Genomic DNA, 25,081 nt, shown 5'->3' on the forward strand with positions numbered 1-25,081 from the left:
CATCTCTTCCCCAAAATATTCCTGTCCCTCTCGGCCCAAACATCCATTTATGCGTGCCGGCGACGAAAAAGTCGCATCCGACCTCCTCTATATTAACGTTTTCAACCCCTAGCCCGTGAACGCCATCGACACAAAGAAGGATTCTATCATCATCTTCTCTAGATCTATTCTTGTATGATACCATCTCCCCAATCTCTCTCACCGGTATTTTAAGCCCCGTGCTGGAATGAACCCAGGTAAGGGCAATAACCCTTGTCCCGGGGCTGATTGAGCGGTAGACATTGCCCACTAACTCGTCTATAGATGTGTTATAGCTTCCGTTGTGAAGGCTTATCTTTCGAACTGTGGCACCCGTCCTGAGCGATCTCAAGTCGAGAGATTCCAGGGTAGAGTAATACTCGTGCTCAGTCGTTAAGATCTCCTGGTCCCCTCTGACCTTGATTCCCGTATATAAAAGACCCAGCCCCATGGTGGTACTGTCCGTCAGCGCGATCTGAGAATAATGGGTGTTAAGATATGATGCTGCAGCGAGCCTTACCCCCTCCTCGGATTTTCTAGAATTCTCACGATAATATTGAACAGGATTTTCATCCAAACCGTGCCTGTGCCTTTCAATTGCCTGCTTTACAGGCTTTGGATGAGAAGCTAGGAGGAAACAAGACATATGCACATAATTCCAATTAAGGTCAAACTGCCTTCTAACCTGTTCCCAGTCGTCTTCGTAAAGGATCTCTTTAGGCTTTTCCTCAATCGGCTCAATAGGTCTCCTTGCACAGGAAAATTGTGCTAGCAAGACTGCCCCACTTGCTAAACCGATTGAATTGACAAACTTCCTACGGCTTATATCCATGTTATTCTCCTTCTTGATCGAATATCATAATCTGTAATGGTACTATTTTAAAATACACGATCCTTTTCTTTTGACTTGAGATTCACGCGACATTATTTAAAAATATTAAGATATGATCAGGCATTCTATTTTAGGATAGGTCGATCGTTCGAAGAATGGAGGTAAAAAATGAAGTCAACCATTGTGTCAGTGATACTCTTGGTTTCCATGATGAACTTTAGCATGGCTCTTGCCGAAGAGGAAACTGACTCCGATAGTGTAAACTGGGTATCAGGGGTAGTTGAGTCCATCCAATCGGGGAAGGAGAACAGCCTTGTAAGCGTGACTATGCAAAATGGTGAAAATTTTAACTTTTCTTCTACCAACGATAAGATGGAAGGAATACAGGTTGGTGAGAGCATTTCAGCCAAGGTTGTGAATGGCTGGGCGCAATCGATCGCGAGACTCGGAAAGCCTGTAGAAATTGTACATCCAAAGAAAGATTCAGAGGGATTTCAGTGGGTGTCGGGCGAGATAACGGCGATTCAAACAGGCAAAGAAAGCAGCCTTGTCAGCGTTAAGATGCAAAATGGCGAGAACTTTAATTTCTCGGCTACGAACCAGATGCTCCATGGAGTCATGGTAGGCGATAGGGTGAGGGCGAAGGTCAATAAGGGTTGGGCGGAAACTATCGCGACTAATGGGGGTCATTTCTGAACCTTATACTAGAAACACAATTTATAGTCTTGAGACAAATATGAGGCGAGCGAAATAAAGGCTTCAACAAGTGGGTACCACTGTTTGCCTGATAATGATTCACGCTGGAGCAATCTGCAGGGTATTAGCACCTAAACGAACAGTCTTTTCAGTCAATTGCGAGCGGAAACCTTCCTTCGACAATGCTCAGGACAGGTTAGGTTTGGATTCCTTATGCTTTACCTATGCGGGGTTGGAAAACCCCGCCTATCGTTATTGATGACGGTATTTATTATGGATAGTCGGGATATTCTTGCCCCGATAGGTTTCCATGTCATCGATCTTCTGGAGGACTTGAACGGCCTTCCAAAAATTGCGTTAAGAAAATCAGGAACGAAGACGTATAGAAAAATTTGCTGGTTGCGGTTGGAATGAAACTCCCTGTAGCAAGCTACAGGGAATTCACTAGTTAAATTTTTTAGTCGGAGTGTATGATTTTTAGCGAATTTTTGGACAGCCCAGTCCTGAGCCCTGAGTTTCATCGAAGGGCCTGTCCTGAGTTTATCGAAGGATCGAAGGGTTGCTTCTTTGTATCAAGACAAAGAAAATAAAAAATTAAAAGATGGATCCCCGATTAGAGCATTCGAGGATGACGGATGACTAAGTTTCGACCAAATTTACTATTTTTTTGGCTTCTCTCCTCGAATTACGAGACACTTACGCCAACGACATTGGAAACCGTGTAGGAAGCTACAGGCAATTCGCGAGTTAATATCTAAAATATGTATGACGTTTAGAAATAGCCCGTATACGGTTTATTTTAAAGTTTTAGCACACCCCTCAGAATATCCGTTGTGGTTATGATCCCCACCAGGTCCCCGGTGCCGGAAACTACAGGGAGGGCGTTGAATTTACATTCACATATTATTCGGGCCGCATCCTTGACCTCCGAATCTTCGGATATAGTGACGGGACCAGCACGCATGACATCGCCCACGGTTAGATCTGATTCTACATAAGTCTGAAAGAGTGCGGTACGCAGGTCTCTGTCTGTAACAATGCCAATTAGTTTTCCATCCTCAACGACAGGAGCCTGGCGGAAGCGATGCTCTAACAACAGGTGAAAAGCATCATTGATGTCTTCCTCTGGAGAGATTGTCACAGGATCGGGAGTCATAAACTTTTTCACAATCATATATATACACTCGGGAATCTAAATATGTTAAGAAATTATACCAAGAGTTTTACTTTAAGAAAGCGAATAAAGAAACAGGAATATGGCGTCAGAACTTCGAGACGACAAAAGTTATTGTCACTTTCTTGACGCAGGTTATTGGGATGCCAATTAAACCCCTTTGAGTTCAATTACTTGGGACCGTGCCTCGACATTTGAATAAATGATCATTATATAGGGCGGATGGATTGTCCAGATGAGATTGACATCGCTTTAAATTAGAGTATATTTAACTAAGGAGTTTGCTGTAGTAGTTCTGTTCTAAATTAAGATTCGCGTCTAAATTTTTTTCTGAACCACTCGCATGATCCAATTTTATAGATAGGAGGTACCTTAACATGGCAGGACGTGAGATTGGCACTGTCAAGTGGTTCAATGCAACCAAGGGTTTTGGTTTTATTGAGCGCCAAAATGACAAAGACGTGTTTGTTCATCACAGTGATATAGCTGGCGACGGCTATCGTTCACTTGATGAAGGACAACGTGTAGAATTCACGGTTGCTGAAGGGCAAAAAGGCCCAAAGGCCCAAAACGTTGTTCCCGCTAAGTAAATTCATATTTAACTAAGGCGAACAATAAAAAAGCCCAGCGAATTTGCTGGGCTTTTTATTTAACAAATGTAAATGGGGTCCTGAACGTATGCCCACGTGCATCGAGTAGTTTCATCTTAGTAGGTGTGGATTCCCGAATACAGATTTCGGCAATGGAAGGCGAGGCTTGGTTGAGTAGAAGATTGCTTCGTGGCGTTGCCACTCGCAATCGTAAAAGCCAGGAATTTCGAGGATAGAATCTTTTCCAGTTTTTTCTTCATTGATCTAACTCGCCTTTCTATCTTCTTTGTCTTGATACAAAGAAGCAACCCTTCGACATCGCTCAGGACTGGGCTGCCCAAAAATTTGCTAAAAATCATTAACTCCGACTAAAAAATTTAATCCAACCGCAACCAGCAAATTTTTCTATACGTCTTCGTTTCTGATTTTCTTAACGCAATTTTTGGAATGCCGTTCAAGTCCTTTTTATTCCCTACATATATGTGTCGGATCGGCTATTCTTAATAATTATGTTTTCTTCGTCCGACACTGTTTTACACTCTTAAGTACAAATTTGTGATGATGGGCAAGTTGTTCTTCAGTATACTGATGCTCCTTCCCATACGGGCAGGCTCGCCTTGATGCACAATTGTTTTCACAAGTTTCACTGCTCAGGCGGTAATCCATGCACGCTTCCCAATTCCAGCCCCTGTTTGAAATGGTTTTCGCGGGGCATGCTGTGATGCAGGGCTTGGGGCAAGGAGGGCAGGGGGTGAAATTCTTGAGCGGGCTATCAAAAGCCGAGAATACCAGATCGGTATGTATAGCACCTCTTAGAGAAACCCAGGGACCATACTCGGGATGTAAGAGTATTCCCAGGAGGCTGTCAACTCCTACTCCGGAAATTCTTCCCAATTCCATAAAGTCCAGATCAAGCGCAGTGGTACCGAACGGAAAAATAATTTCGTATGAAACACCGCTCTCTTCTAAAATCTCTGCTGCCGATTTGAATATCAATTGCGTGTAATCATCTATCCAATCAATCCGAGATTGTTTGAAATCAGGATTATTTCTCAAGAATGTGCGCAAGATATCCCAGAACTCATTACCGGCAAATCCTATGAGGATGATGGATTTACCACATTGCAAGAATTCATCCAAGCCTTCTCTCTGTGTAACATTCTTGTGGTAGTCGTTTGTTTTAACTTTACTTACGATATTGAATCCGGACTCGTTAAAAAGGGCTTCAATTTTTTCAAACAGATAATCTGAGTTCATGATGGATTGTTTAGAAGGATTATAACCTAGATTTACAAACCTTTAGCAATCGAAAGAGAATTGGCTAGTTAAATTGATCAGATAATTGAAATTGGGTAATTTAAGTTTTCATATGAAATTATCAATATTAGACAGGGTCAATCGCTTAAGGAGCGAACAGAAGAAGAATTTGAAAAGGAAAGCGATTTTCATACTTAAAACACTCGATGTTTCAAGAAATAAGGAGTTGTGTGTAGCATTTGTCGACGACGAGGAAATGCGGAAGCTGAACGCCGATTATCGAAACATAAATCGGACCACCGACGTCCTGTCCTTTCCCCAGGACGGCCCTGATGATTCCATGCTTGGAGATGTAATTATTTCGATTGACACGGCAATAAGACGTTCAAAGCTGCAAAAATTAAACATTGAAGATGAGATTCACAAATTGATGATACATGGGATATTGCATCTCCTGGGATATGACCATAAGAAAAAAAATGAAGCCAGGGTAATGAGGAAAAAGGAATTAGAAATCCTATCAAGCATCGAGTCCCTGTAAAGGTTTTTCAAACGATGCTTCTATCTCTTCAAGCTCTTTAAGGCTGGGGAGGTCCCTCAAGCTTCTGAGTCCGAAGGTCTCGAGAAATTCGCTGGTGGTTGCATACAGGAATGGTCTTCCGATCACCTCCTTTCTGCCACTGATTTCGACGAGGCGTTTTTCCAACAGAACTCCTATGACACCTGTTGAATCGACTCCCCTTATCTGATCAACCTCAAGTCTTGTGATGGGCTGATTATAGGCGATTATTGCGAGTGCCTCTAAAGCGGCACGACTCAGACGGAATGGCTTGGTCTCTTTAAAACGGATAATTTCCTCACTGAAATCCGAATTGGTTCTGAACTGATAACCGTTGGCAACCTCGTGCAATCTAAATCCCCTATCTAGGGAATTCCATTCGCTTATCAGCTCCTCAATACACTCACTAATTTCACTTCTTTTTAGTTCAGGTAATACCTTTTGGAGCCTCTGTATTGAAAGCGGTTTTTCTGAAACAAAGATGATGCATTCAATCACCTTTTTTAAGTGTTCTTTTTCCAAGCTACATGTTCTCCCGCGTAGGCTAATTTTATCGGTCCAAACGGATATTCCTGATATGCATTTATCGTACGAGCTCTTATAAGCTCTAAAATGGCAAGAAATGTAATGATCAGGTCCAATCTCGATGCATTTTTTCTAAAGAGGTCCTCAAACCTCATTTCCTTTCTTGAAATAAGTATAGATGTTACCTCCTCAATCCTCTCATCCAGTGTGACTGTTTCAATATCAAATTGTATTCCCTCTGATATACTTAGATTTCTGCGCTTGAAAACCTCTCTTAAAGAATCGATTAACGACCAGAGGTCAACCGTTAACAGCTGATTTGCGTCATCAGCCGTGTCGTCCTCATACGATCTTGTAAACACATCCCTTTCCAGCGCTTCAAGCCTGGAGAACTGTTCAGCCGCTTCTTGATATCTCTGGTACTCAATGAGCCTTCTTACGAGGTCGGATCTGGGATCATCCTCTTCAATTTCATCATCATCTTCAGGCTTTGGCAGCAGCATCTTTGATTTGATATGCCCGAGCTCTGCCGCGATTATCAGATAGTCTCCGACAATCTCTAAATTCAACTCTTTCATCATATTCAGGTATTCAAGATATTGCTGTGTGATTAAAGCAACTGGGATGTCGTAAATGTTGATCTCATGTTTTTTTATAAGGTGTAACAAAAGATCAAGAGGACCCTCGAAAGCCTGTACTTTAACCAAGCATGTCTCAGGACTGTCCAAAGTCGGCGATGCCTCCGTGATTCATATAATACAGGATTTCTTCGATGTTCATCTAGTAATATGATGGATTATTTGCCAAAGTTGACCATAACCCAGCCCTGAAATTAGTTCGGTAATTATTGAAACAGGGTACCAAATAACGACCGAAAAGATACGTCCCCCAAATAAGAATAGTGCGAATAATACCATTACTCCGTAAGGCTCAAACCTACTGTAGGCATATGCTTGTCTCTCAGGCAAAAGTCCATAGAGCACTCGCGAGCCGTCCAGCGGGGGTATTGGCAGTATGTTAAAGATAGCAAGCCCCACTCCGTAAATGACGGTAAGAACTATCACCACGAGAAGTGTTGAGTAAAATCCCGACGTCGCCTGATCGAATGTTACAATACTGGGAATTAGATTTCTCAGAAATATACCGGCAACAATGGCCGTCAACAGATTAGAAACGGGACCGGCAAGTGCGACGAGAAGCATTCCCTTTTTGGGGTCTTTAAAATTAAGTGGATTTACGGGGACAGGCTTCGCCCAGCCAAAGCCAACCAGAAACATCAGAATAGTGCCGATTACATCAAGGTGAGCGATGGGATTCAGGGTTAACCGACCCTGCCTGAGCGCAGTATCATCTCCCAAATACTTGGCAACCAGGCCATGGCAATACTCATGAATCGTAAGTGCGAACAGAATAACAGGAGCCTGGATTATGATGAGTTTATAGTTGAAATCCATGTATGAGATCTCTATTTACTGTTTAAAATAACGATAAAAAGACAATCAAATTCAAGATCTGGGGTGATATTTTTTATGTATCTCTTTTAGCCTCTCTTTTGCGATATGTGTATAAATCTGTGTAGTCGAAATATCAGAATGTCCGAGCATGATCTGGATTGTTCTCAGGTCTGCCCCTCTCTCTAGAAGATGTGTAGCAAAAGAATGCCTTATAGTATGAGGGCTTATTTTTCTATTTATACCACACTTAATTGCATGGGCTTTCAGAATCTTCCAAAACCCCTGACGAGTCATTCCCTCACCGCGTCTGGTAACAAATAGGTAAGGTGAACTCCTCGATTTAAGAATATTTGGTCTCGATAGAGCCAGGTAATCCTTCAAGGCAGTTCTGGCTTTCTCACCCGTTGGCACTAACCTTTCCTTTGAACCCTTGCCGTATACAATCAGGTAACCCAGCTCAAAGTTTACACTATTGAGATCAAGGTTCACAAGTTCTGATGCCCTGATGCCGCAGGCGTACAATGTCTCCAGCATCGCTCTATTCCTTATGCCTTCATATGACGTGGGATCGGGTGAGGAGAGGATCCTTTCCACATCTTCTAATGATAGAAAGCCCGGAATGCTTCTCTTCATTTTGGGTGTTTTTATGTTAAGGCTGGGATCTTCAACTATGATCTTCTCGAGAAGCAGAAATTTAAAAAACTGCTTAAGAGAAACCAGATTGCGTGCAACTGATCTGATATTGATACCTTCATCCAGCAGAGTGGTAAGATATTCTAAAAGGTCGTTGTACTTAACACCCTCAATCCCGGATATATTCCTTTTCTCGAGGTAATCTATAAATTTTAGGACATCCCTTCCGTATGCTTCCAGTGTATTTTTTGAGAGCCCTTTTACTGCAGCCTGATAAGAGAGAAATGAATCTACAAGATTGTTCATCCTAAGATTTAGATCTGAAATTCTAAGTGCCCAATTCCCAAGAATGAAGGTAACTCTTTTGCTGAGGTGTAAGCTTATCGATCTTTACACCTAATGAATCAAGCTTCAATTCGGCAACGAACATATCCACATTAACAGGAACATTATACACCTTTTTCTCTAAGGTTTTGGAATTCTTAACCAGATGCTCGACACAGAGGGCTTGATTTGCGAAGCTCATATCCATAACACTCGGGGGATGTCCCTCTGCAGCGGCAAGGTTTATTAATCTTCCTTCGCCAAGGACATTTATCCTTTTACCGTTTTTGAGCGTATATTCAGCAACGTATTCTCTAAAATCTCTTTTCCCCTTCGATATACTCTTGAGCCCATCTAGATCCAGCTCGACATTGAAATGTCCTGAGTTGCATACAATTGCACCATCCTTCATTTTCAGGAAGTGCTCTTTCCTTATAACATTGATATTCCCCGTAACAGTACAGAATAAGTCACCTATCTTCGACGCTTCATCAATCGGCATTACCCTAAAACCATCCATCACGGCTTCGAGTGCATTTAGATTATTGACCTCCGTGACTATTACGTTTGCACCGAGTCCCCTGGCCCTCATCGCAAGCCCTTTGCCACACCATCCATATCCACAAACGACAAAGTTTGTTCCTGCGATTAGTTTATTTGTTGCCCTGATGATTCCATCCAGGGTGCTCTGTCCGGTCCCGTATCGATTGTCGAAGAGATGTTTCGTGTTTGCATCGTTGACCGCTACGATCGGATACCTCAAGACACCGTTTTCAGCCATGCTTCTTAAACGGATTACGCCGGTTGTTGTCTCTTCGGTTCCTCCTATTAGATTGTCAAGAAGATCAACCCTTTTCTTATGGAGGGTTGAGACCAGATCAGCGCCATCGTCCATCGTAATCTGCGGTCTGGTGTCCAATACATCGTTAATGTGATTGTAATAGGTCTTTGTGTTCTCGCCCTTTATGGCAAAGACTGATATCTTATGATCTTTCACAAGACACGCAGCAACGTCATCCTGCGTGCTCAGCGGATTTGAGGCGCAAAGAGCCACGTCGGCACCGCCTTCTTTTAAGGCTATCGCGAGGTTTCCTGTTTCAGTAGTTACATGCAGGCAGGCCCCGATCCTTATTCCCTTGAGGGGCTTTTGCTTTTTAAATCTACTCCTGATTTGGGCCAAAACAGGCATCTCGTTTGCAGCCCACTCGATTCTTAATTTGCCCGTTCTCGCCAATCTTATGTCCTTTATATCGTATTTCATGAATATTCTCCGATATGTTATAAAATTTTTAACACATTCTTGAGTTTTTTTGTGATGATTGGTACTTAGATAAGTTTTTTGGGAAATGATATGCCTTTAGCTTCACCAATCTATTTCAAATTTTTGATATGTTATTATTGAACTGCCTTTCTCAATAATTCTGTCTTATCGGTTGCCTCCCAGGTGAAATCCGGTTCTTCTCTTCCGAAATGCCCATATGCCGCTGTCTTTGTGTAGATCGGTCTAAGGAGTTTAAGTGTTTTTATTATTTCAGCGGGCCTCAGGTCAAAGATCTCTCTTATACCCTTTGAAATCTTCTCTTCAGGGACAACCCCTGTATCAAATGTATCGACCATTACCGACACCGGCTCGGCAATACCAATTGCGTAGGCGACTTGTACCTCACACCTCTTTGCCAGACCCGCCGCAATAACATTCTTGGCAATATAACGAACCATATAACTAGCGCTTCTGTCAACCTTTGAAGGATCCTTGCCGGAGAATGCACCGCCTCCATGCCTTGCCCACCCACCGTAGGTATCTATTATGATTTTTCGCCCGGTTAGTCCCGCGTCCCCTTTCGGGCCTCCTACCACAAACCTGCCTGTGGGATTTATAAAAATCTTAGTTTTTGATGATAATAGTTCTTCAGAGATTACCGGTTTTATAACATTCTCTACGATGCCTTCATGAATTGTCGAGTTGGATACCTCGGGTGAATGTTGAGATGACACAACAATTGCTTCAACGGATCTTGGTTTATTGTTCTCATACCTGACTGTTACCTGAGTCTTTCCGTCTGGTCTGAGAAAGGGTAGAGTGCCGTTCTTTCTCACCTCGCTCAGGCGTCTTGCGAGTTTGTGAGAATACATGATCGGAGTCGGCATGAGTTCAGCGGTCTCATCTATAGCATAGCCAAACATGAGTCCCTGGTCTCCCGCACCCTGTTCCCTATCCTCCGAAGGATTAACACCGAGGGCAATGTCTGGAGACTGTTTGCCCATTACCATCAGAATACCGCAATTCTCAGCATCGAATCCCATTGAGCCATTTACATATCCTATGTTTCTTATCGTTTGTCTCACGACCTCTGGAATGTCCACATTCGCAGTGGTTGTGCGTTCGCCCGCTACAACCACCAATCCTGTGGTTAAAAGGGTTTCACATGCTACTCTGCCGTTCGGATCCTGGGCAATAATTGCGTCGAGTACCGCGTCCGAAATCTGGTCAGCCATTTTGTCAGGATGCCCTTCTGTAACAGATTCAGAGGTGAATATGAAATCTTTTTGAGCCATACGAATTATCTCCTAGCCTAACAGCCTCCCGTAAAACGCAAAAAATATAATCCTTTAACTAATTAAGTCAAGGAATTACGGGATTTATTATCCTTATATTGAGTCAACTTAACTCAGGATCATACTGGCATTTATGGAAATAAATTTAAACAAAAATAATATATCGTATACGCTGAATGCAGATGGTATAATCGTATATTAGATTTCAAATTCAGTAATATCAGGTGTGAATTTAGCGAGCATTTTTTGATACCTAATCTTTCAGGCTATTTTCATTTATATTGAAAACTTTGAGGATATTTTCTCTGAGAAGCATTGTATAAAACGATATGGACAAAATAATTGCGCCTTCAATTCTCTCAGCTGACTTCGCTAGGTTAGGGGATGAGGTAAAAGCAATCAGTGACTGCGGCGTTGAGTGGATTCACGTTGATGTAATGGACGGTCATTTTGTGCCTAATATAAGCCTTGGGGTACCGGTAATCGAGGCGCTTAAGAGCATTCCATCTCCACCGATGGACATCCACCTGATGATTGATAATCCAGACGATTGCGTGGAATTATACGTCCGCGCCGGAGACCCATTTGTGAAGGTTATCACGGTACAATATGAGACCTGTAAATTATTACACAGCACAATATCTAAGATTAAATCGCATGGTGTCATGGCTGGTATCGCGTTGAACCCATTGACCCCTCTCACCACACTAGAGGAAATAATTCCTTTTGCAGATCTAATACTGATAATGACGGTTGAACCCGGTTTTGCAGGTCAAAGTTTTATAACGTCAATGATTCCTAAGGTGGAACGCCTGAGAAAACTTATAGACACTTTGGATCACAGGCCCTTGATCGAGGTGGATGGTGGAATAAACCTGGATAACGTAGGGGAAGTAGCAAAAGCCGGAGCCGACGTGTTTGTATCCGGGTCCGGCATTTTCAAAACCAATAGTTACGCCAAGACAATTCGAGAAATGCGAAGGAAGATCAAAAACTCAATTAAATAGAACATAAATCAATCTTTGTATTGCACTGGAGAGTTAGTAATATTATTATGACAATCCGGCCTACAATTAACGAGATTTTGAACACTAAAAAGGGAAGAGAGCTTTGAAAGGCAATAGTTTAAATGACTTTGTAAGAGATATTGAGAATTACTATCTGAATCTAAAAGGGGAGGGCATCATGCTCTCACCTAAAGAGTATGACCTGATCGTGAATTGGAGGTCGAGGTCAGTGCCCAAAGAGATAGTCATAAGGGGAATTAGAAGAGCCTTTGAGAAAGGTTTTAGCGATGATCACGATAGAAAACAGAATTTTCGAAGTCTAACTCAATGTGCAGTTTATGTCGAGGAATTGATCAGGGAATACAAATCCATCCAGCAAACTGATCTAAATGAGGCCAAGCATGGCAATGAGGATATGATTCAATTAACAGTGGAACGACTCAATAAAATAATATCATCTGAAAAAAGGGAATCTATAAGAAAACATTATATAAAATCAAGGAAGAGAATATTAGATCTTCTTAAGGAGGGTGAAGCTGACGTGTTTAATCGACTAATACAGATTGAGGCTGATTTTTATGAAGGTTTGTTCCAGAATATGTCCGGAATAGATAAGAAAAGATTAATCACACAGGCCGAGGCCCATTTGAGCACCAGAGAACGATTCATGACCGAACGGGCCCGCGGTGAAAGTCTTGTCTCATTTCGAAATGAGTTGCTGACAAAAGAGTTAAAATTAATAAACTTCAACAGAATCTATTAATAACGAACTATGGTTAGAAAGAAAAGCGTAATCGGATGTGAGATTTGTTATGGCGACGGGTACATTGTTGAAAAGAAGGGTCAATACGCTAACGCACGGGTGTGTAATTGTGTGCTACAATGCACTGATTGCAATTCATCAGGGTTGGTACTCACTAAAAATAAAGCTGGTTACATCCACACCAAGGCGTGTGAGACATGTGGAACGGTACGTCGGAATGTAAAACTCTATAACATGGCGGGGATACCGGCAAAATTTTCCCATGTGCTACAGGTGGACGCAGGTTTTGATCCATCGAATAACGAGTCTCAACAAAGGGCTCTAAAGTATGCGAAGGAAGAGTTCGTGAAGAAGTACCCTACAAAACTGGGTTTCCTACTCATGGGGGCATCGGGTCTAGGGAAAACGCATCTCACCATAGGAACAATATCCGAGCTCACCCTAAAATATGGTGTAAAGTGTATGTTTCAGGATTTCTTTGATCTTCTAACGGAACTGAAAAAGGCTTACTCACTTGGGACTCCGGAGATCGAGGTGCTCAACCCACTAATTGATACGGAGGTCCTGGCGATCGATGAATTAGGAAAGGGTAAGAGTAATGACTGGGAATTAAACATCCTGGATCAATTGATCTCAAAAAGATACAATGCTTCAAAGACTACACTCATAACGACTAATTTTATTTCAAGTGATTATACGAAGGATCACATGGTCGAGGATTATGAAATTCTTGACTTAAGGGTTGGCAAAAGGATAACATCCAGACTCCATGAAATGTGTGAATTCATTCACCTCAGAGGCATCGATAGAAGAAGGGTGCGTAGAAACGTTTAAAATTTCCAGTACTGTGAGTGTGTACTCTTTACATCTGCGATAATTGAATCTGCGCTCGTCTTTAGACCTGTTGCAGGGTAGCCCGTTTTCTTTTTCTCTATCAATTCCTCTACAACCTCCCTTGTCGAGAGCCAAAGACCCTCAAGACTGTATCCACCCTCGAGAATGAAAATAATGTTCCCACCGCTATACGTCTCTGCTGCCTCCTTTAGAAACCTTGTCATCTGCGCGAATCCCTTTGGTGTTATTTTCATACCGCCTAGCGGATCTTCGAAATAGGCATCAAAACCCGCTGAGACCAGGATAAACTCCGGACGAAATTGCTCTATCACGGGGCCGAGAATCTCAAAGAAGATTTTTGTATATTCAGTATCCCCCATGCCCCCAGGAAGTGGTACATTAATGTTGTAGCCGGCACCATCGCCCATGCCAACTTCTTTTAAGGAGCCAGTGCCAGGATAATGAGGATACTGATGGGTCGAGAAGTATAGAACCTCTCGAGAGCCATAAAACATATTCTGAGTCCCATTTCCGTGATGGAGATCCCAATCTACAATTAAGACTCTTTTAAAATTCCGTGATTTAATAATATAGGCTGCGCCTATTGCAACGTTATTAAAGAGACAGAATCCCATTGCCATATTTCTTTCAGCATGATGTCCCGGAGGACGCACCAAAGGAAATGCCATATCGATTTTCCGGTTGAGTATGTCATCAATAGCGGATAACATACCTCCTGCTGCGCGAACCGCTGCAGCAAAGGATACCGGGCAGGTGGATGTGTCGGCGTCTAGAAATACCCTAGGCTTCCCACTTGTAGATTTTATTATATCAAAGTATTTTGGATCGTGAACTAGACATATCTCTTCCTTGGTTGCATCCCTGGGCTGCAATACTTCCAGCTCTTCGGTTAGCTTAGTTTCCTGAAGCATATCCCAAATGGCCAAAAGACGGTCTTGGGACTCTGGGTGCCCCATGCCATTGTCATGTTGAAAATAAAGATTATCAAGAAAGATCCCTAGCTTTTTAATCTACGACCTCCTACAGGAAAATAGAGACTAAGAAGATTTGGATCCGATGTAAGTCTCCATATTTTATACTAACTTTCGTTTTTTTCTAATGCTTTTAGAATCTTCCATTATTAATTTCTTTATGGCGCCAATTAGATAAAGAGAGCCAGTGATGCAGGCCGGGGTTGAATTATGTTTTTGAAGCTCGATGAAAGCCGCTTTGGAATCATTCATGACTCTTACGTTATTAACATAACTCCGTGCGATATTTGCAAGATCTTCTGAGGGCATATGTCTTTCTGATGGAACATCTGTGATTATCATACCTTCGGTGATGGGGGATAATTCTCTCAAATAATTTTCATGATCCTTGTCGGCAAGCATTCCTAATAAGAATAGAAATTTCTTCTCTGGGTAGGCATGCTTAAGTGAGCTTCTTAATGCATATGCAGCAGAAGGATTATGTGCACCATCCAGAATCAAAGGGGGATTTGATCTCAGCGTTTCCATCCTGCCTTCCCAATTAGCTGTTGAAAGTCCTATCCTTAAACTTTTCTCATCTATGTCTATTCCATAACGTTCATACAGGATCTCTATTGTGGCAATTGCCAATGTCGCATTATTAATCTGATATAAGCCGGGAAGCGCAAGTTGAAGGTTTATTAAATTGAATGAATGACCTTTATAGTTAAAGTAAGCCAAGTTTTCTGATTCTGAGGAGAAATCCCTTCCCATATAGAACACTCTGGCAGATTCTTTCTCTGCCGTAGTACTTATAACATTCAGCGCCGATCCATCTGTGCCAGTGACAACCGGGACTCCATATTTAATCACTCCCGCCTTTTCGTAGGCAATCTTGTCGATATTGTTTCCGAGATACTCAGTATGATCCAAATAAATGTTCGTTATCACAGAAACGATTGGGTTTGCTATGTTAGTGGCGTCAAACCTCCCACCCATACCTACCTCAAGCACTGCGTAATCCACCTGTTTTTCATGAAAAAATACAAATGCAACAGCCGTTAATACCTCAAAATAAGTTGGTTGCTCGGTTAAGATCTTTGAAGCCTTTCCTTTAATCGTCATGATCAGTCGGTTCAGATCACTAAGGGATATCTCCTCGTCATTTACTTTTATTCTCTCTGAAATTCGGACGAGATGAGGTGATGTGTAGAGACCAACCGTGAATCTAGCAGCGCGTAGTATGGATGCGATGACCGCTGCTACGGAACCTTTGCCATTTGTTCCGGCAATTATTATACAGGTTAATTTCTTATGTGGATTATCAAAGGCTTCGAGGATTTTTGAAATCCTATCAAGACCCAGATTTATCCTGTGTGCGCCAAGAGAATTGAGATAGTTAATTGCGTTACGCATTTTTCAGTGTCTGGCTCTTATGAATTTTGGGTTATCCATTAATTAACCGGGCGGCCAGGTCATCCTCCGTCCCCCCAACATATGTATATGAAGATGCCATACGGACTGCCCGCTCTCTATACCACAATTTATAACCAGTCTGTATCCCTTTTTACTTATACCCTGTTGCTGTGCCACCTTATTTACCACATCGAATAGATGTCCGATAATCGGTAAGTCAGCATCTTTAATCTCGGCTAAGGAGCGCATATGCTTCTTCGGGATTACCAGAATGTGGACCGGCGCTTGCTTATTTATATCAGTAAATGCCATAGAGTCAGGATCTTCATAAACTATGTCGCAGTCCGCTTCCTTTTTTACTATATTACAAAATATGCAATCATCCATTCTTGCTCTCCTCGTCAGTTAAAAATTTGGTTGGGTATATGATAGCTAGAATTATAAATTGTAACAGGAAACTTGACCATGTAGTGGTAATTATTGCCAAATGGTATTTTTTAGTTGATAATATCAAATAATCTTGTACAATTGATACTTATTATCAAAAAACATAAATAAGGAACCGAAATTGATTCCAAAGATTAGACCAAAGGCCGAACGGAAAAAGTACCTGGAGGAATACATCGCGAAGAAGCGCCTTAAATCCACGACTCAAAGAGACGTTATATTTGATAAATTTTTCAATTATCTCGGTAAGCATGTAACGGTTGATGAGCTTTACGAGAGTGTCAAGAAACATTATCCCAGGATTGGCTATGCTACGATTTACCGAACACTAAAGCTCTTTAAAGAATGCGGTCTCGCTTTCGAAAGGAATTTTGGAGATGGTAGAGCCAAGTATGAACCGGTAAAATTTGAAGGAGAACATCACGATCATCTCATATGTATTGGATGCGGGAAAATTATAGAGTTTGCCAATAACCAAATCGAATCCTGCTCGCACCAGGTGGCAAGAATGAACAATTTTAATGTAATGAATCATAAGCTAGAGCTCTATGGTTACTGCTCATCTTGCCCTGAACAAAAGGAAAGTGCTTCTGGTTTTTAATGACGCGGAAAACCAGGATAATCCGTACTAGATCAATTAGTATAGAATTTACAGAAATTGAATTTCTTAGCGGCAAAGGGCGACCATATCCCTTACAGCCTTTTCAATTCCTACAATAACTGCATTAGCAATAATACTGTGGCCTATATTTAATTCTTCGATTCCCTTCAGAGTGGATACTTTCCGTACGTTTGTATAGTTAAGACCGTGCCCGGCGGCGACTCTCAGCCCAAGCTTCTCCGAATACTCGATTGCTTCTTGGATCTTGCTGAGCTCATTCTCTTCGTCTTTTTCGTTTGTAGCATTGGCGTAAATTCCCGTATGTATCTCTACCATGTCTGCGCCAGCTTTCCTAACCAGTTCAATTTGTTTAGGGTTAGGATCGATGAAAACGCTAACAAATATCCCAGCTTTTTTGATCTCATTTACAACATGGGCGACCGTCTCAGGGCTTTTTAAAACATCGAGTCCACCTTCAGTCGTTATTTCTTGTCTCTTCTCGGGAACGAGCGTGACCATATCTGGCCTCACATCCAAAGCTATATCTATCATCTCACGGGTCGGTGCCATTTCCAGGTTGAGTTTTGTCTTGACGGTTTTTCTAAGAATTAAGAGGTCCCTGTCTTGAATATGCCTCCTATCTTCTCGGAGATGGACTACTATGCCTTCCGCTCCGGCCAATTCAGCTACGTAGGCTGCTAGGACCGGATCCGGCTCTTTTGATTTCCTTGCCTCCCTTAATGTAGCGATATGGTCTATATTCACATTCAGTCTTGGCATGGTTACCTTTCACCTATATGCCGATCTATTTCATTGGCGACTTCTTCGGCGATTTCCTTTACTATAATATCGTCTTCCCCCTCTACCATAATTCTTGCCAAGGGCTCGGTACCAGAATATCTCAAGTTTATTCTTATTTTTCCGTTGAATTCCTTTTCTTTTGACGAGATTAATTTGGTAACCATGGGTATTTCGCTAAAGGGTCTTTTCTCTTTAACCCTGACGTTTATCAGTAATTGAGGAAAGAGATCAATTATTTTCGTAAGCTCAGAGAGATTTCTGCCTTTACTCTTCATGATTGATAAAATTTGAAGGGCAGCTAAAGTCCCGTCTCCTGTAGTTCCGTGATTTAAGAAGATTAGGTGTCCTGATTTCTCGCCTCCAAAATCGCATCCCATTCTCCTCATCTCCTCGACTACATATCTGTCGCCGACCTGTGTCCTAACCAGATGACATCCCCTATTTTTTAAGAATATCTCAAGAGCCATATTGCTCATAATAGTTGCAACCACCGTGTTTTTTGACAGTGAACTAGTTGAAATCATTTCATCTGCAAGAACTGCTATGATTTTGTCACCATCGACTACATTGCCAGTCTCATCACAAAAAACCACTCTGTCTGCATCTCCATCCAGGGCGATCCCTATATCAGCACCCGTTTCTAAAACCCTTTGTTTTAGTAATTCGGGATTTAAGCTTCCACAGTTTGTGTTTATATTTCTGCCGTCCGGACTAATACCTACGGTTGTTAGCTCTGCACCTAGTTCCTGAAATACTAAGGGAGAAACCCTATAAGACGCTCCGTTTGCACAATCGAGAACCATCTTTATCCCATCAAGTGTTAAATCTTTAGGAAACGTATTCTTAACAAATACCACATACCTTCCAGGCGCGTCATCAACCCTGAAAGATTTTCCAATCTCTGTTCCCCTGACCCTCAGATTGTCGATCCTGTCGGTTGAAATTAATTCCTCTATTTCCAATTCCTTCTCATCCTGGAGTTTAAAACCAAATTTATCAAACAACTTAATTCCGTTGTCCTCAAAGGGGTTATGGGAGGCGGATATCACTACGCCAGCATCGGCTCGCATATTTGTTGTAAGAAATGCTACCGCAGGGGTAGGGAGGGGGCCAACAAGCAAAACGTCTGCTCCCATTGATGCAATTCCAGCAGATATAGCCTGTTCAAAAATGTACCCTGATAGCCTTGTGTCTTTTCCAATTACGATTTTCAGTCTCTTATCATCTGATTTTTCATCCATCAGGACACTTACAAGAGCCTTTCCAAGTCTCAGGCTTATCTCCGGAGTCATAGGGTGCAGATTTGCTATCCCTCTTATCCCATCTGTGCCAAAGAGACGCTCTCTTTTATGGTTCAAATCTATTCTCCAGCTAGTTTAATTTTATTTTAAGAGTCTTGGGTTCCTGTTTCTTTAGCTTTATGCTACCGGTAAAAGGATAAGAAACACTTACATTTAATCTCTGTAATTTTTTAACAGATTCTTTAAGCTTACCAACATCCACATACACCTCAATATCATTGCTATTCAGGTTCTTTATAAGGCTATAAGGCCCTTCGAATGCAACCTCGGCCTTTAACAATCCTCTAGGTTCAAAATTTAGATTCTCAAAGTTTACAAATTTTATATCTAGGTCTTTGAACGCTTTTTCCAGCGTCTTTTCCTCTATATTTATAGTAACGCGAGTCGTTTTATCACCAACCAGTTTTACCAAACGATTAGGGGATCTCAGAGGTACTTCGATTGTGAACTTCGACGTTTCTCTAATCGTTGATATGGTATCCGTTGGGATAAACTTCATGTCTGAGACAATTGATTTAGGACCACTGACTGTTGCTGTAGAGGGTACAGCTTCAGGCTTTCCTATAATCTCATATCCAGTTTCTGGAGGACCTACTATAGGTTCGACTGCGATATCCTTACGGATTAACTCATCCACATCAACTGTTACTTCAGCGGGGCTGATTCCAATTACTTGTACTCCTCGAGGTGGCCTTATCTGCTCTGTCCGGATGTTAAACTTGGATACACCCTCTGAGACATGAGCGAGGTCGATTGTAAGGATTAAACTTTGGGGTGAGAGGGATGATAGTTGGCTTCGTGGGCCCCTAACAACAAGATTTAGTTCTTCCGGAGGTTCATTGGTAATTACTAGACCCGAAGGCAAGTTTGCGTAATTGACGTCTATTGTAATATTTTTCTCAACACTTGACTCCAGCGAGACCACAAGCCAAATAAATATTGCAATGGCAATCGCGAAAATCTTTTTGCCTATATTCTTAACAAAAATATTTCTAAATGCATTACGTATGCTGTTAAACACTTGTCCTTTCTACTTGCTTCTTCCTTAGTATGCGGTTTATAAGACCTTTTCCTTCTGTGTTTTGCTTTTTTAAATCCAATAGGTCGTTAAGGCGGTTGGTAAGAGAAGTTGCATCAAGCCCCCTAATTAATTCGCCTTGATGAGCAAGGGATATAATGCCGGTTTCCTCAGAGACAACAACAACTATGGCATCTGTTTCCCTGGATAGTCCAATTGCGGCTCTATGCCTAGTACCCAGTTCTCTCTCAAGTTCCGGATCGGTTTCGAGGGGGAAAAAGGATCCGGCGGATAAAATTTTGTTATTTCCTATTATTATTCCACCGTCATGCAGTGGAGATGAAGGATTGAATATACTTATTATGAGTTCCGCGGATACCCAAGCATCAATCTTCATTCCAATTTCAACAAAATCAGCAAGACTGTTATTTTTCTCCAGTGCTATAATAGCGCCGATCTGCCGACTGGATAAAAAGCTCGTGGCCTTCACGAGGTCGTCAACAATATGTCTTTCTGATTTTCCTGGAGATATATTTATGAGAAAAGGATTTTTCCCAAGTGCCGCGAGGGCTTTTCTAATATCCTGTTGAAATAGTATGACAACAATTAAGATTATGGAGCCAAGGAAATGCCCTAAGATCCAGCCGAGCGTGAAGAATTCCCATCGTTGTGAGAAGAGGTATAAAAGGAAAAGCGCGCCGAGACCTACAAGCATCTGTACTGCACGGGTTCCCTCGATCAGGGTCAGAATATAATATATGATCAAGGCAACTATAATTATGTCTAGGCTGTCCCATAAGATTCTAAAATTCGATATAGCATCAGACACAGTTTAAACCCTCAAATTTGATGAATTTACCTTCACGCTAAAAGGATTTACTCATTCTGCATTTATAATTGCATCCACTACCTTAGCAACTCGATTCATATGCCGCACATCGTGTACCCTGATAATCGAGGCACCATTCATTATCCCTATTGCCACAGTAGCGGAAGTACCTTCTAATCTGTCGTCTAAGTTATTAGAGCCAATTATTTTACCGATAAATGATTTTCTTGAAGTGCCGATCAACACTGGCTTTCTAAGAACAAGTAATTGATTTAGGTACTTCAGAAGTTTGAGATTTTGTTCAGTGGTTTTTCCAAAGCCAATGCCGGGATCTACGATTATACTGTATGGTGACACCCCAGCGCTCTCTGCGAATTCCACGGAATCGCTAAGTGATTTAATTATATCGTGAATAATCGATTCATAATGGGTCATATTCTGCATGTCTATTGGATGAGAAGAGGTATGCATGATAACAAGTCCTGCCTCGTTAGCCGCCACTGTATTTGCAATCCCTGGATCAAATGTAAGTCCACTAATATCGTTTACTATAGACGCGCCTTCTTCTAAAGCCTCTTTGGCTACCTTTGACTTGGTTGTATCTATTGACACTGGAACATTGAAGCGCTTTACAGCCGCTTTGATTACAGGTATGACTCGCTCAAGTTCTACTCTTTCAGAAACACCGTATGAGCCAGGCCTCGTTGATTCTCCCCCAATATCTATGATATCCGCCCCATCTTTAATCATTCTATCTATATGGCTTAGGGCTTTGTCTATTTCAAGATACCTTCCACCGTCAAAGAATGAATCGGGTGTTACATTAAGAACGCCCATGATAAGCGTTTTGGAGCTAAGATCGAAACTAAAACCTCTGAGTCTTAGATCATTGGACTCGATTTCGCGACAAACCAATTGTTCTTTTTCTGTAGAGATAACCTTGTCAACTTGAGATATGCTTTCTTGCATAAAAAATGCTTGCTTGCTTTTTACTTACAGATTTTTAGGCAATCGCAATCCAAAGGTCAGCAAATTTTGGATTAGATAATAACTTGCAGTTGGGTAGCTCTTTGAGAGCAATTATGTGCTGGAATCATCGATCTTTGTTCTCAACGCTACTGTACTCTGTTGACTAAGCCCGCTCTCCCAAGAGGGATAGTTCTTCCTATTTTGCTTCACGAGCTCGTCGAGTTCTTTGCCATCTACTACCTCTTTGTCAAGCAAGACTTCGGCAAGTTTGTGGAGTAAGTCTATATTTTCCTCTAGGAGAGTCTTTGCCTTCCTATAGCTTTCATTTACAATCCTTTTTATTTCGTTATCGATTTCGAGGGCAGTCGCTTCACTGTAATCTTTACTTCGAGCAATCTCTTTCCCCAGGAATATCAGTTCCTCCCTCTTGCCAAATGTAACTGGACCAACCGTCTCGCTCATACCCCATTCGCAAACCATCTTTCTCGCTATCTCAGATGCCCTTTCGAGATCATTCCCTGCACCGCTGGTTCTTTCTGCAAACACAATTTCTTCAGCTGCCCTTCCACCAAGAAGTACCATAATTGTCTTGTTTAGATACTCTCTTGCGAGCGTGTACTTATCCTCTATAGGGAGCTGCTGTGTTACCCCGAGAGCCAAGCCTCGAGGAATTATAGTCACCTTATGAATTGGATCGGTTCCGGGAGTTAGCTTGGCAACAAGAGCATGACCGCCTTCATGATAGGCTGTAATTCTTTTTTCATTATCGCTGATTATCAGACTCTTTCTCTCGACTCCCATGATAACCTTGTCCTTCGAATATTCAAAATCTTCCATGCATATTTTTGTCCTGCCAACACGAGCCGCATGCAAAGCTGCCTCATTAACTAGGTTCTCCAGGTCAGCACCTGTAAATCCGGGAGTCGAACGCGCTATTAATTGAAGGCTGACATTATCCTCAACTGGCGTGTTAGTAGTGTGCACTTTAAGTATCTCTTCTCTACCCCTGACATCAGGTCTCGGGACGACTACCTGCCTGTCAAACCTGCCGGGTCTAAGAAGCGCCGGATCTAAGACGTCAGGCCTATTTGTAGCAGCAATTACGATAATCCCTTCGTTAGGTTCAAATCCATCCATCTCAACAAGAAGCTGGTTAAGGGTCTGTTCTCTTTCGTCGTGTCCCCCGCCGAGTCCGGCTCCCCTGTGTCGTCCCACAGCATCTAGCTCATCTACAAATATTATGCACGGAGAGTGGCGTTTTGCCTGGCCGAAAAGGTCTCGGACCCTGGATGCGCCAACACCCACAAACATCTCCACAAAATCGCTTCCACTAATTATGAAAAAAGGAACCCCTGCCTCTCCGGCTATCGCCTTCGCCAGGAGTGTTTTTCCTGTTCCCGGAGGCCCTACGAGTAAAACCCCTTTTGGAATACGTCCTCCTAGTCGGGTGAATTTCTTTGGATTCTTAAGAAACTCTACAATTTCTTGAACCTCTTCTTTTGCCTCTTCTATGCCTGCAACATCTTTAAACGTGATCTTATTCTGGTTTTCTGATAGCATGCGTGCACGGTTTTTCCCAAAGGACATGGCCTTAGTACCGCCGGCCTGCAATTGCCTCATAAAGAAAACCATTATTACGATGAGAAGTATGAGTGGAGCCCAGTTCAACAAGAGGTGTGTTAAGGATCCTTCCTGTTGTTCGGCGAATTTAAACGTAACACCCTTTTCACCAAGCTTCTTTATAAGTTCGTCACTCGCTGGTCCTACCGTTTTGAATCCTTGGGATAGCTGATCTCTATCATTGGATAAAAAAGTACCCTTAATCTCTTCCCCCTTAACTTCAATATCTTTGATTTCGCCTCGGTCCAGGCTCGAAAGGAACTCACTATATGGTATCTCCAAATAATTGTTCCTCGGGGTATGGATCAATTGGTAGAGCGCAATAATTGCCACGAATATTACTAACCATAGAATTAAATTTTTGAACAATTGGCTACTCACAATTACCTCAATTTATTTGGAAATAGACACTAAAATGATAGCATAAGTAAAATTGGTTTTCAATATTAGTTGTTAACATTAATTTACATGATGGAGTAGGGTTTCTGACAGTTCATTCTTTAACTATTACCGATTAAAAACACCTGTACTCAAGTATCTTTCCCCAGTATCACAAAACACAGTTAAGACCTGCTTACCGGGTCCAAGCCTCTCGGCAATCCTGGCAGCAGCGAGTCCATTAGCCCCTGCGGATATTCCTACAAGGAGTCCCTCTTTTCTCGCTATAAGCCTTGTAAACTTCTTTGCCTCCTCTCCCGTTATAGTAATGATCTCATCGTAGATACTCGTATTCAAGATTTCTGGAATAAAACCCGCACCAATTCCTTGAATCTCGTGAACACTTGCTTTTTTCCCCGATAGAACAGCACATTCTGCAGGTTCAACAGCTACGATGAGAATATTAGGAAATTTTTCCTTGAGGACCGCACCTGTCCCGGTGATAGTTCCACCGGTTCCAACGCCGGCAACAAATGCGTGGATCTCGCCCGGAAACTGCTCAAGTATTTCGGGTGCTGTAGTCTTCCTGTGTGTCTCAGGATTTTCTGGGTTTTTAAATTGCTGCGGCATGAATGCATCGGAATTATTGCAAACTATCTCTTCGGCTTTTCTTACCGCTCCTTCCATCTGTTCCTCAGCGGGGGTAAGGATCAGTTCTGCCCCATATGCAGCTAAAAGCAATCTTCTTTCAATACTCATGTCATCGGGCATCGTGAGTATTAACCTATAGCCTTTTACTGCACAAACAAGGGCAAGCCCAATACCGGTGTTACCACTTGTAGGTTCTACCACGATTGTCTTTGAAGGATGTATTTTCTTTTCCCTTTCTGCGGCCTCAATCATGCCTAAACAGATCCGTTCTTTAACACTTCCTGCGGGGTTCATGTTTTCAAGTTTGGCCCAAACTGTTGCTGAGGACTTGGGAATAAGTCTATTGAGCTTTATGATATAGGTGTCTCCAATTAGATCTAAAATATTATCGACTGGGGGTCTTATCACCGCTTTCTCCGGGTCTTATTATCCATACCTATTATTGATGACTTATATGGATCGAGCGCTTCGCATCAGAAATATTTCAAAAAATAATTTTCAGGAATAATAGAAAATGAAGTATCTAAAGATCCTGCTAATCCATACTTATTAAATTTGCCAATAATGATTCTATCAACTGTGTATTGTGCCGAGAAAAACGCGCTCTTTATTTTTAAGGAACAATAGAAAAATGTAAGCGTAGCCTAATGAATAATCAATGACAGAATTTCGTAAAAGGCGTCTTTATCTTTATTGTTGAGTGATTTGAGGATAGTCTTAATATCTACCCACGGAACATCGGGTTTTCTAATCTCATTCTTAAGCTTTAACAAAATGCCCTTTAACTCCTGGTCTTTAATGTCTCGGATAAACTCATCAAGTGATCTATTTCCTTGATTTTTTCGATTTTCCATTGT

General features: G+C 42.0%; 28 protein-coding genes. 7 read left to right on the forward strand and 21 right to left on the reverse strand.

The genetic code is table 11. The annotated features are described in order from the left end of the window. A partial coding sequence (locus VGA95_11170) for an aminotransferase class V-fold PLP-dependent enzyme (GenBank protein HEX9667100.1) occupies positions 1-850 on the reverse strand: 850 nt, incomplete at its 3' end. 168 nt (positions 851-1,018) lie between these two features. Here VGA95_11170 and VGA95_11175 point away from each other — a divergent pair. Next, a complete protein-coding gene (locus tag VGA95_11175) occupies positions 1,019-1,546 on the forward strand; it encodes a hypothetical protein (GenBank protein ID HEX9667101.1) in 528 nt (175 codons plus the stop codon). A gap of 799 nt (positions 1,547-2,345) precedes the next feature. On the opposite strand, the gene VGA95_11180 is transcribed toward VGA95_11175, so the two are convergent. Beyond that, entirely contained in the window at positions 2,346-2,720 is a 375-nt protein-coding gene (locus VGA95_11180) for a CBS domain-containing protein (GenBank protein HEX9667102.1), read from the reverse strand. A gap of 377 nt (positions 2,721-3,097) precedes the next feature. On the opposite strand from VGA95_11180, the gene VGA95_11185 reads away from it, so the two are divergent. Next, complete coding sequence (locus VGA95_11185; protein HEX9667103.1) at positions 3,098-3,310, forward strand: cold-shock protein; 213 nt, start codon at positions 3,098-3,100, stop codon at positions 3,308-3,310. A 116-nt stretch (positions 3,311-3,426) separates the two neighbouring features. Here the strand turns inward: VGA95_11185 and VGA95_11190 are convergent, their stop codons facing one another. Both VGA95_11190 and VGA95_11195 read right to left on the reverse strand, forming a co-directional pair. After that, complete coding sequence (locus tag VGA95_11190; protein ID HEX9667104.1) at positions 3,427-3,669, reverse strand: hypothetical protein; 243 nt, start codon at positions 3,667-3,669, stop codon at positions 3,427-3,429. Positions 3,670-3,817: 148 nt separating this feature from the next. Next, the gene (locus tag VGA95_11195; GenBank protein ID HEX9667105.1) at positions 3,818-4,567 is read right to left on the reverse strand and encodes a hypothetical protein; all 750 of its coding nucleotides are present in this window, start codon (positions 4,565-4,567) and stop codon (positions 3,818-3,820) included. 112 nt (positions 4,568-4,679) lie between these two features. Between VGA95_11195 and ybeY the strand changes: the two genes are divergently transcribed. Next, complete coding sequence (gene ybeY / locus VGA95_11200; GenBank protein ID HEX9667106.1) at positions 4,680-5,108, forward strand: rRNA maturation RNase YbeY; 429 nt, start codon at positions 4,680-4,682, stop codon at positions 5,106-5,108. Here ybeY and scpB read toward each other — a convergent pair. From scpB to metK, 6 genes are all read right to left on the reverse strand, one after another. Continuing rightward, a complete protein-coding gene (gene scpB / locus VGA95_11205) occupies positions 5,088-5,648 on the reverse strand; it encodes an SMC-Scp complex subunit ScpB (protein HEX9667107.1) in 561 nt (186 codons plus the stop codon). The two genes, ybeY and scpB, sit on opposite strands and share 21 nt — an antisense overlap. Continuing rightward, positions 5,630-6,379: a segregation/condensation protein A gene (locus VGA95_11210; GenBank protein HEX9667108.1), complete on the reverse strand. Its 750-nt coding sequence runs from the start codon at positions 6,377-6,379 to the stop codon at positions 5,630-5,632. Before VGA95_11210 ends, scpB begins: the two co-directional genes overlap by 19 nt. A gap of 48 nt (positions 6,380-6,427) precedes the next feature. Next, complete coding sequence (locus VGA95_11215; GenBank protein HEX9667109.1) at positions 6,428-7,105, reverse strand: site-2 protease family protein; 678 nt, start codon at positions 7,103-7,105, stop codon at positions 6,428-6,430. A 51-nt stretch (positions 7,106-7,156) separates the two neighbouring features. Next, positions 7,157-8,044, reverse strand: a complete 888-nt coding sequence (xerD, locus tag VGA95_11220; GenBank protein ID HEX9667110.1) for a site-specific tyrosine recombinase XerD — start codon at positions 8,042-8,044, stop codon at positions 7,157-7,159. Between the two features lie 22 nt (positions 8,045-8,066). Then, entirely contained in the window at positions 8,067-9,323 is a 1,257-nt protein-coding gene (gene ahcY / locus VGA95_11225) for an adenosylhomocysteinase (GenBank protein ID HEX9667111.1), read from the reverse strand. 134 nt (positions 9,324-9,457) lie between these two features. After that, positions 9,458-10,618 (reverse strand): methionine adenosyltransferase, encoded by a 1,161-nt coding sequence (gene metK / locus VGA95_11230; protein HEX9667112.1) that lies wholly within the window; start codon positions 10,616-10,618, stop codon positions 9,458-9,460. A 329-nt stretch (positions 10,619-10,947) separates the two neighbouring features. On the opposite strand from metK, the gene rpe reads away from it, so the two are divergent. The 3 genes from rpe to VGA95_11245 all read left to right on the forward strand — a co-directional run bounded on the left by rpe (position 10,948) and on the right by VGA95_11245 (position 13,222). After that, positions 10,948-11,625, forward strand: coding sequence for a ribulose-phosphate 3-epimerase (gene rpe / locus VGA95_11235; GenBank protein HEX9667113.1), 678 nt, complete (start codon positions 10,948-10,950; stop codon positions 11,623-11,625). A gap of 103 nt (positions 11,626-11,728) precedes the next feature. Then, the gene (locus tag VGA95_11240) at positions 11,729-12,388 is read left to right on the forward strand and encodes a hypothetical protein (GenBank protein HEX9667114.1); all 660 of its coding nucleotides are present in this window, start codon (positions 11,729-11,731) and stop codon (positions 12,386-12,388) included. A gap of 9 nt (positions 12,389-12,397) precedes the next feature. Continuing rightward, positions 12,398-13,222: an ATP-binding protein gene (locus VGA95_11245; protein ID HEX9667115.1), complete on the forward strand. Its 825-nt coding sequence runs from the start codon at positions 12,398-12,400 to the stop codon at positions 13,220-13,222. On the opposite strand, the gene VGA95_11250 is transcribed toward VGA95_11245, so the two are convergent. The 3 genes from VGA95_11250 to VGA95_11260 all read right to left on the reverse strand — a co-directional run bounded on the left by VGA95_11250 (position 13,219) and on the right by VGA95_11260 (position 15,996). Further along, positions 13,219-14,199, reverse strand: coding sequence for a histone deacetylase (locus tag VGA95_11250; protein HEX9667116.1), 981 nt, complete (start codon positions 14,197-14,199; stop codon positions 13,219-13,221). The genes VGA95_11245 and VGA95_11250 overlap by 4 nt on opposite strands. Positions 14,200-14,316: 117 nt before the next feature. Further along, positions 14,317-15,609, reverse strand: a complete 1,293-nt coding sequence (locus tag VGA95_11255; protein HEX9667117.1) for a folylpolyglutamate synthase/dihydrofolate synthase family protein — start codon at positions 15,607-15,609, stop codon at positions 14,317-14,319. Positions 15,610-15,651: 42 nt separating this feature from the next. Then, a complete protein-coding gene (locus VGA95_11260) occupies positions 15,652-15,996 on the reverse strand; it encodes a histidine triad nucleotide-binding protein (GenBank protein HEX9667118.1) in 345 nt (114 codons plus the stop codon). 181 nt (positions 15,997-16,177) lie between these two features. On the opposite strand from VGA95_11260, the gene VGA95_11265 reads away from it, so the two are divergent. After that, positions 16,178-16,657, forward strand: a complete 480-nt coding sequence (locus tag VGA95_11265; GenBank protein ID HEX9667119.1) for a transcriptional repressor — start codon at positions 16,178-16,180, stop codon at positions 16,655-16,657. Positions 16,658-16,723: 66 nt separating this feature from the next. Here VGA95_11265 and VGA95_11270 read toward each other — a convergent pair whose 3' ends face one another. The 8 genes from VGA95_11270 to VGA95_11305 form a co-directional block, all read right to left on the reverse strand. Continuing rightward, positions 16,724-17,437, reverse strand: a complete 714-nt coding sequence (locus VGA95_11270) for a pyridoxine 5'-phosphate synthase (protein ID HEX9667120.1) — start codon at positions 17,435-17,437, stop codon at positions 16,724-16,726. Between the two features lie 2 nt (positions 17,438-17,439). Next, positions 17,440-18,816 carry a phosphoglucosamine mutase gene (glmM, locus tag VGA95_11275; GenBank protein HEX9667121.1) on the reverse strand — a complete coding sequence of 459 codons (1,377 nt, stop codon included), beginning with the start codon at positions 18,814-18,816 and terminating at the stop codon, positions 17,440-17,442. A 13-nt stretch (positions 18,817-18,829) separates the two neighbouring features. Continuing rightward, positions 18,830-19,780 (reverse strand): CdaR family protein, encoded by a 951-nt coding sequence (locus VGA95_11280; GenBank protein ID HEX9667122.1) that lies wholly within the window; start codon positions 19,778-19,780, stop codon positions 18,830-18,832. Beyond that, positions 19,773-20,606 carry a diadenylate cyclase CdaA gene (gene cdaA, locus VGA95_11285; protein ID HEX9667123.1) on the reverse strand — a complete coding sequence of 278 codons (834 nt, stop codon included), beginning with the start codon at positions 20,604-20,606 and terminating at the stop codon, positions 19,773-19,775. The genes VGA95_11280 and cdaA overlap by 8 nt, the downstream gene beginning before the upstream one ends. Before the next feature lie 51 nt (positions 20,607-20,657). After that, entirely contained in the window at positions 20,658-21,443 is a 786-nt protein-coding gene (folP, locus tag VGA95_11290) for a dihydropteroate synthase (GenBank protein HEX9667124.1), read from the reverse strand. Between the two features lie 243 nt (positions 21,444-21,686). Then, the gene (gene ftsH, locus VGA95_11295; GenBank protein ID HEX9667125.1) at positions 21,687-23,564 is read right to left on the reverse strand and encodes an ATP-dependent zinc metalloprotease FtsH; all 1,878 of its coding nucleotides are present in this window, start codon (positions 23,562-23,564) and stop codon (positions 21,687-21,689) included. Between the two features lie 138 nt (positions 23,565-23,702). Then, a complete protein-coding gene (gene cysK / locus VGA95_11300) occupies positions 23,703-24,629 on the reverse strand; it encodes a cysteine synthase A (GenBank protein HEX9667126.1) in 927 nt (308 codons plus the stop codon). Positions 24,630-24,868: 239 nt separating this feature from the next. Next, positions 24,869-25,078, reverse strand: coding sequence for a hypothetical protein (locus VGA95_11305; GenBank protein ID HEX9667127.1), 210 nt, complete (start codon positions 25,076-25,078; stop codon positions 24,869-24,871). Between the last annotated feature and the right edge of the window lie 3 nt (positions 25,079-25,081).

Source organism: Thermodesulfobacteriota bacterium (assembly GCA_036397855.1).
In the GTDB taxonomy this organism is placed as follows: domain Bacteria; phylum Desulfobacterota_D; class UBA1144; order Nemesobacterales; family CSP1-2; genus DASWID01.

Excerpts from the sequence above, each read along its gene's own strand:
- ybeY (HEX9667106.1), top strand. The coding sequence starts at position 4,680 with ATGAAATTATCAATATTAGACAGGGTCAATCGCTTAAGGAGCGAACAG.
- folP (HEX9667124.1), bottom strand. The coding sequence starts at position 21,443 with ATGGGCGTTCTTAATGTAACACCCGATTCATTCTTTGACGGTGGAAGG.
- VGA95_11250 (HEX9667116.1), bottom strand. The coding sequence starts at position 14,199 with ATGGGGCACCCAGAGTCCCAAGACCGTCTTTTGGCCATTTGGGATATG.
- VGA95_11190 (HEX9667104.1), bottom strand. The coding sequence starts at position 3,669 with ATGATTTTTAGCAAATTTTTGGGCAGCCCAGTCCTGAGCGATGTCGAA.
- VGA95_11195 (HEX9667105.1), bottom strand. The coding sequence starts at position 4,567 with ATGAACTCAGATTATCTGTTTGAAAAAATTGAAGCCCTTTTTAACGAG.
- ahcY (HEX9667111.1), bottom strand. The coding sequence starts at position 9,323 with ATGAAATACGATATAAAGGACATAAGATTGGCGAGAACGGGCAAATTA.
- xerD (HEX9667110.1), bottom strand. The coding sequence starts at position 8,044 with ATGAACAATCTTGTAGATTCATTTCTCTCTTATCAGGCTGCAGTAAAA.
- VGA95_11175 (HEX9667101.1), top strand. The coding sequence starts at position 1,019 with ATGAAGTCAACCATTGTGTCAGTGATACTCTTGGTTTCCATGATGAAC.
- VGA95_11185 (HEX9667103.1), top strand. The coding sequence starts at position 3,098 with ATGGCAGGACGTGAGATTGGCACTGTCAAGTGGTTCAATGCAACCAAG.
- VGA95_11255 (HEX9667117.1), bottom strand. The coding sequence starts at position 15,609 with ATGCGTAACGCAATTAACTATCTCAATTCTCTTGGCGCACACAGGATA.
- VGA95_11180 (HEX9667102.1), bottom strand. The coding sequence starts at position 2,720 with ATGATTGTGAAAAAGTTTATGACTCCCGATCCTGTGACAATCTCTCCA.
- VGA95_11260 (HEX9667118.1), bottom strand. The coding sequence starts at position 15,996 with ATGGATGATTGCATATTTTGTAATATAGTAAAAAAGGAAGCGGACTGC.
- VGA95_11215 (HEX9667109.1), bottom strand. The coding sequence starts at position 7,105 with ATGGATTTCAACTATAAACTCATCATAATCCAGGCTCCTGTTATTCTG.
- VGA95_11305 (HEX9667127.1), bottom strand. The coding sequence starts at position 25,078 with ATGGAAAATCGAAAAAATCAAGGAAATAGATCACTTGATGAGTTTATC.
- VGA95_11270 (HEX9667120.1), bottom strand. The coding sequence starts at position 17,437 with ATGCCAAGACTGAATGTGAATATAGACCATATCGCTACATTAAGGGAG.
- metK (HEX9667112.1), bottom strand. The coding sequence starts at position 10,618 with ATGGCTCAAAAAGATTTCATATTCACCTCTGAATCTGTTACAGAAGGG.
- VGA95_11245 (HEX9667115.1), top strand. The coding sequence starts at position 12,398 with ATGGTTAGAAAGAAAAGCGTAATCGGATGTGAGATTTGTTATGGCGAC.
- rpe (HEX9667113.1), top strand. The coding sequence starts at position 10,948 with ATGGACAAAATAATTGCGCCTTCAATTCTCTCAGCTGACTTCGCTAGG.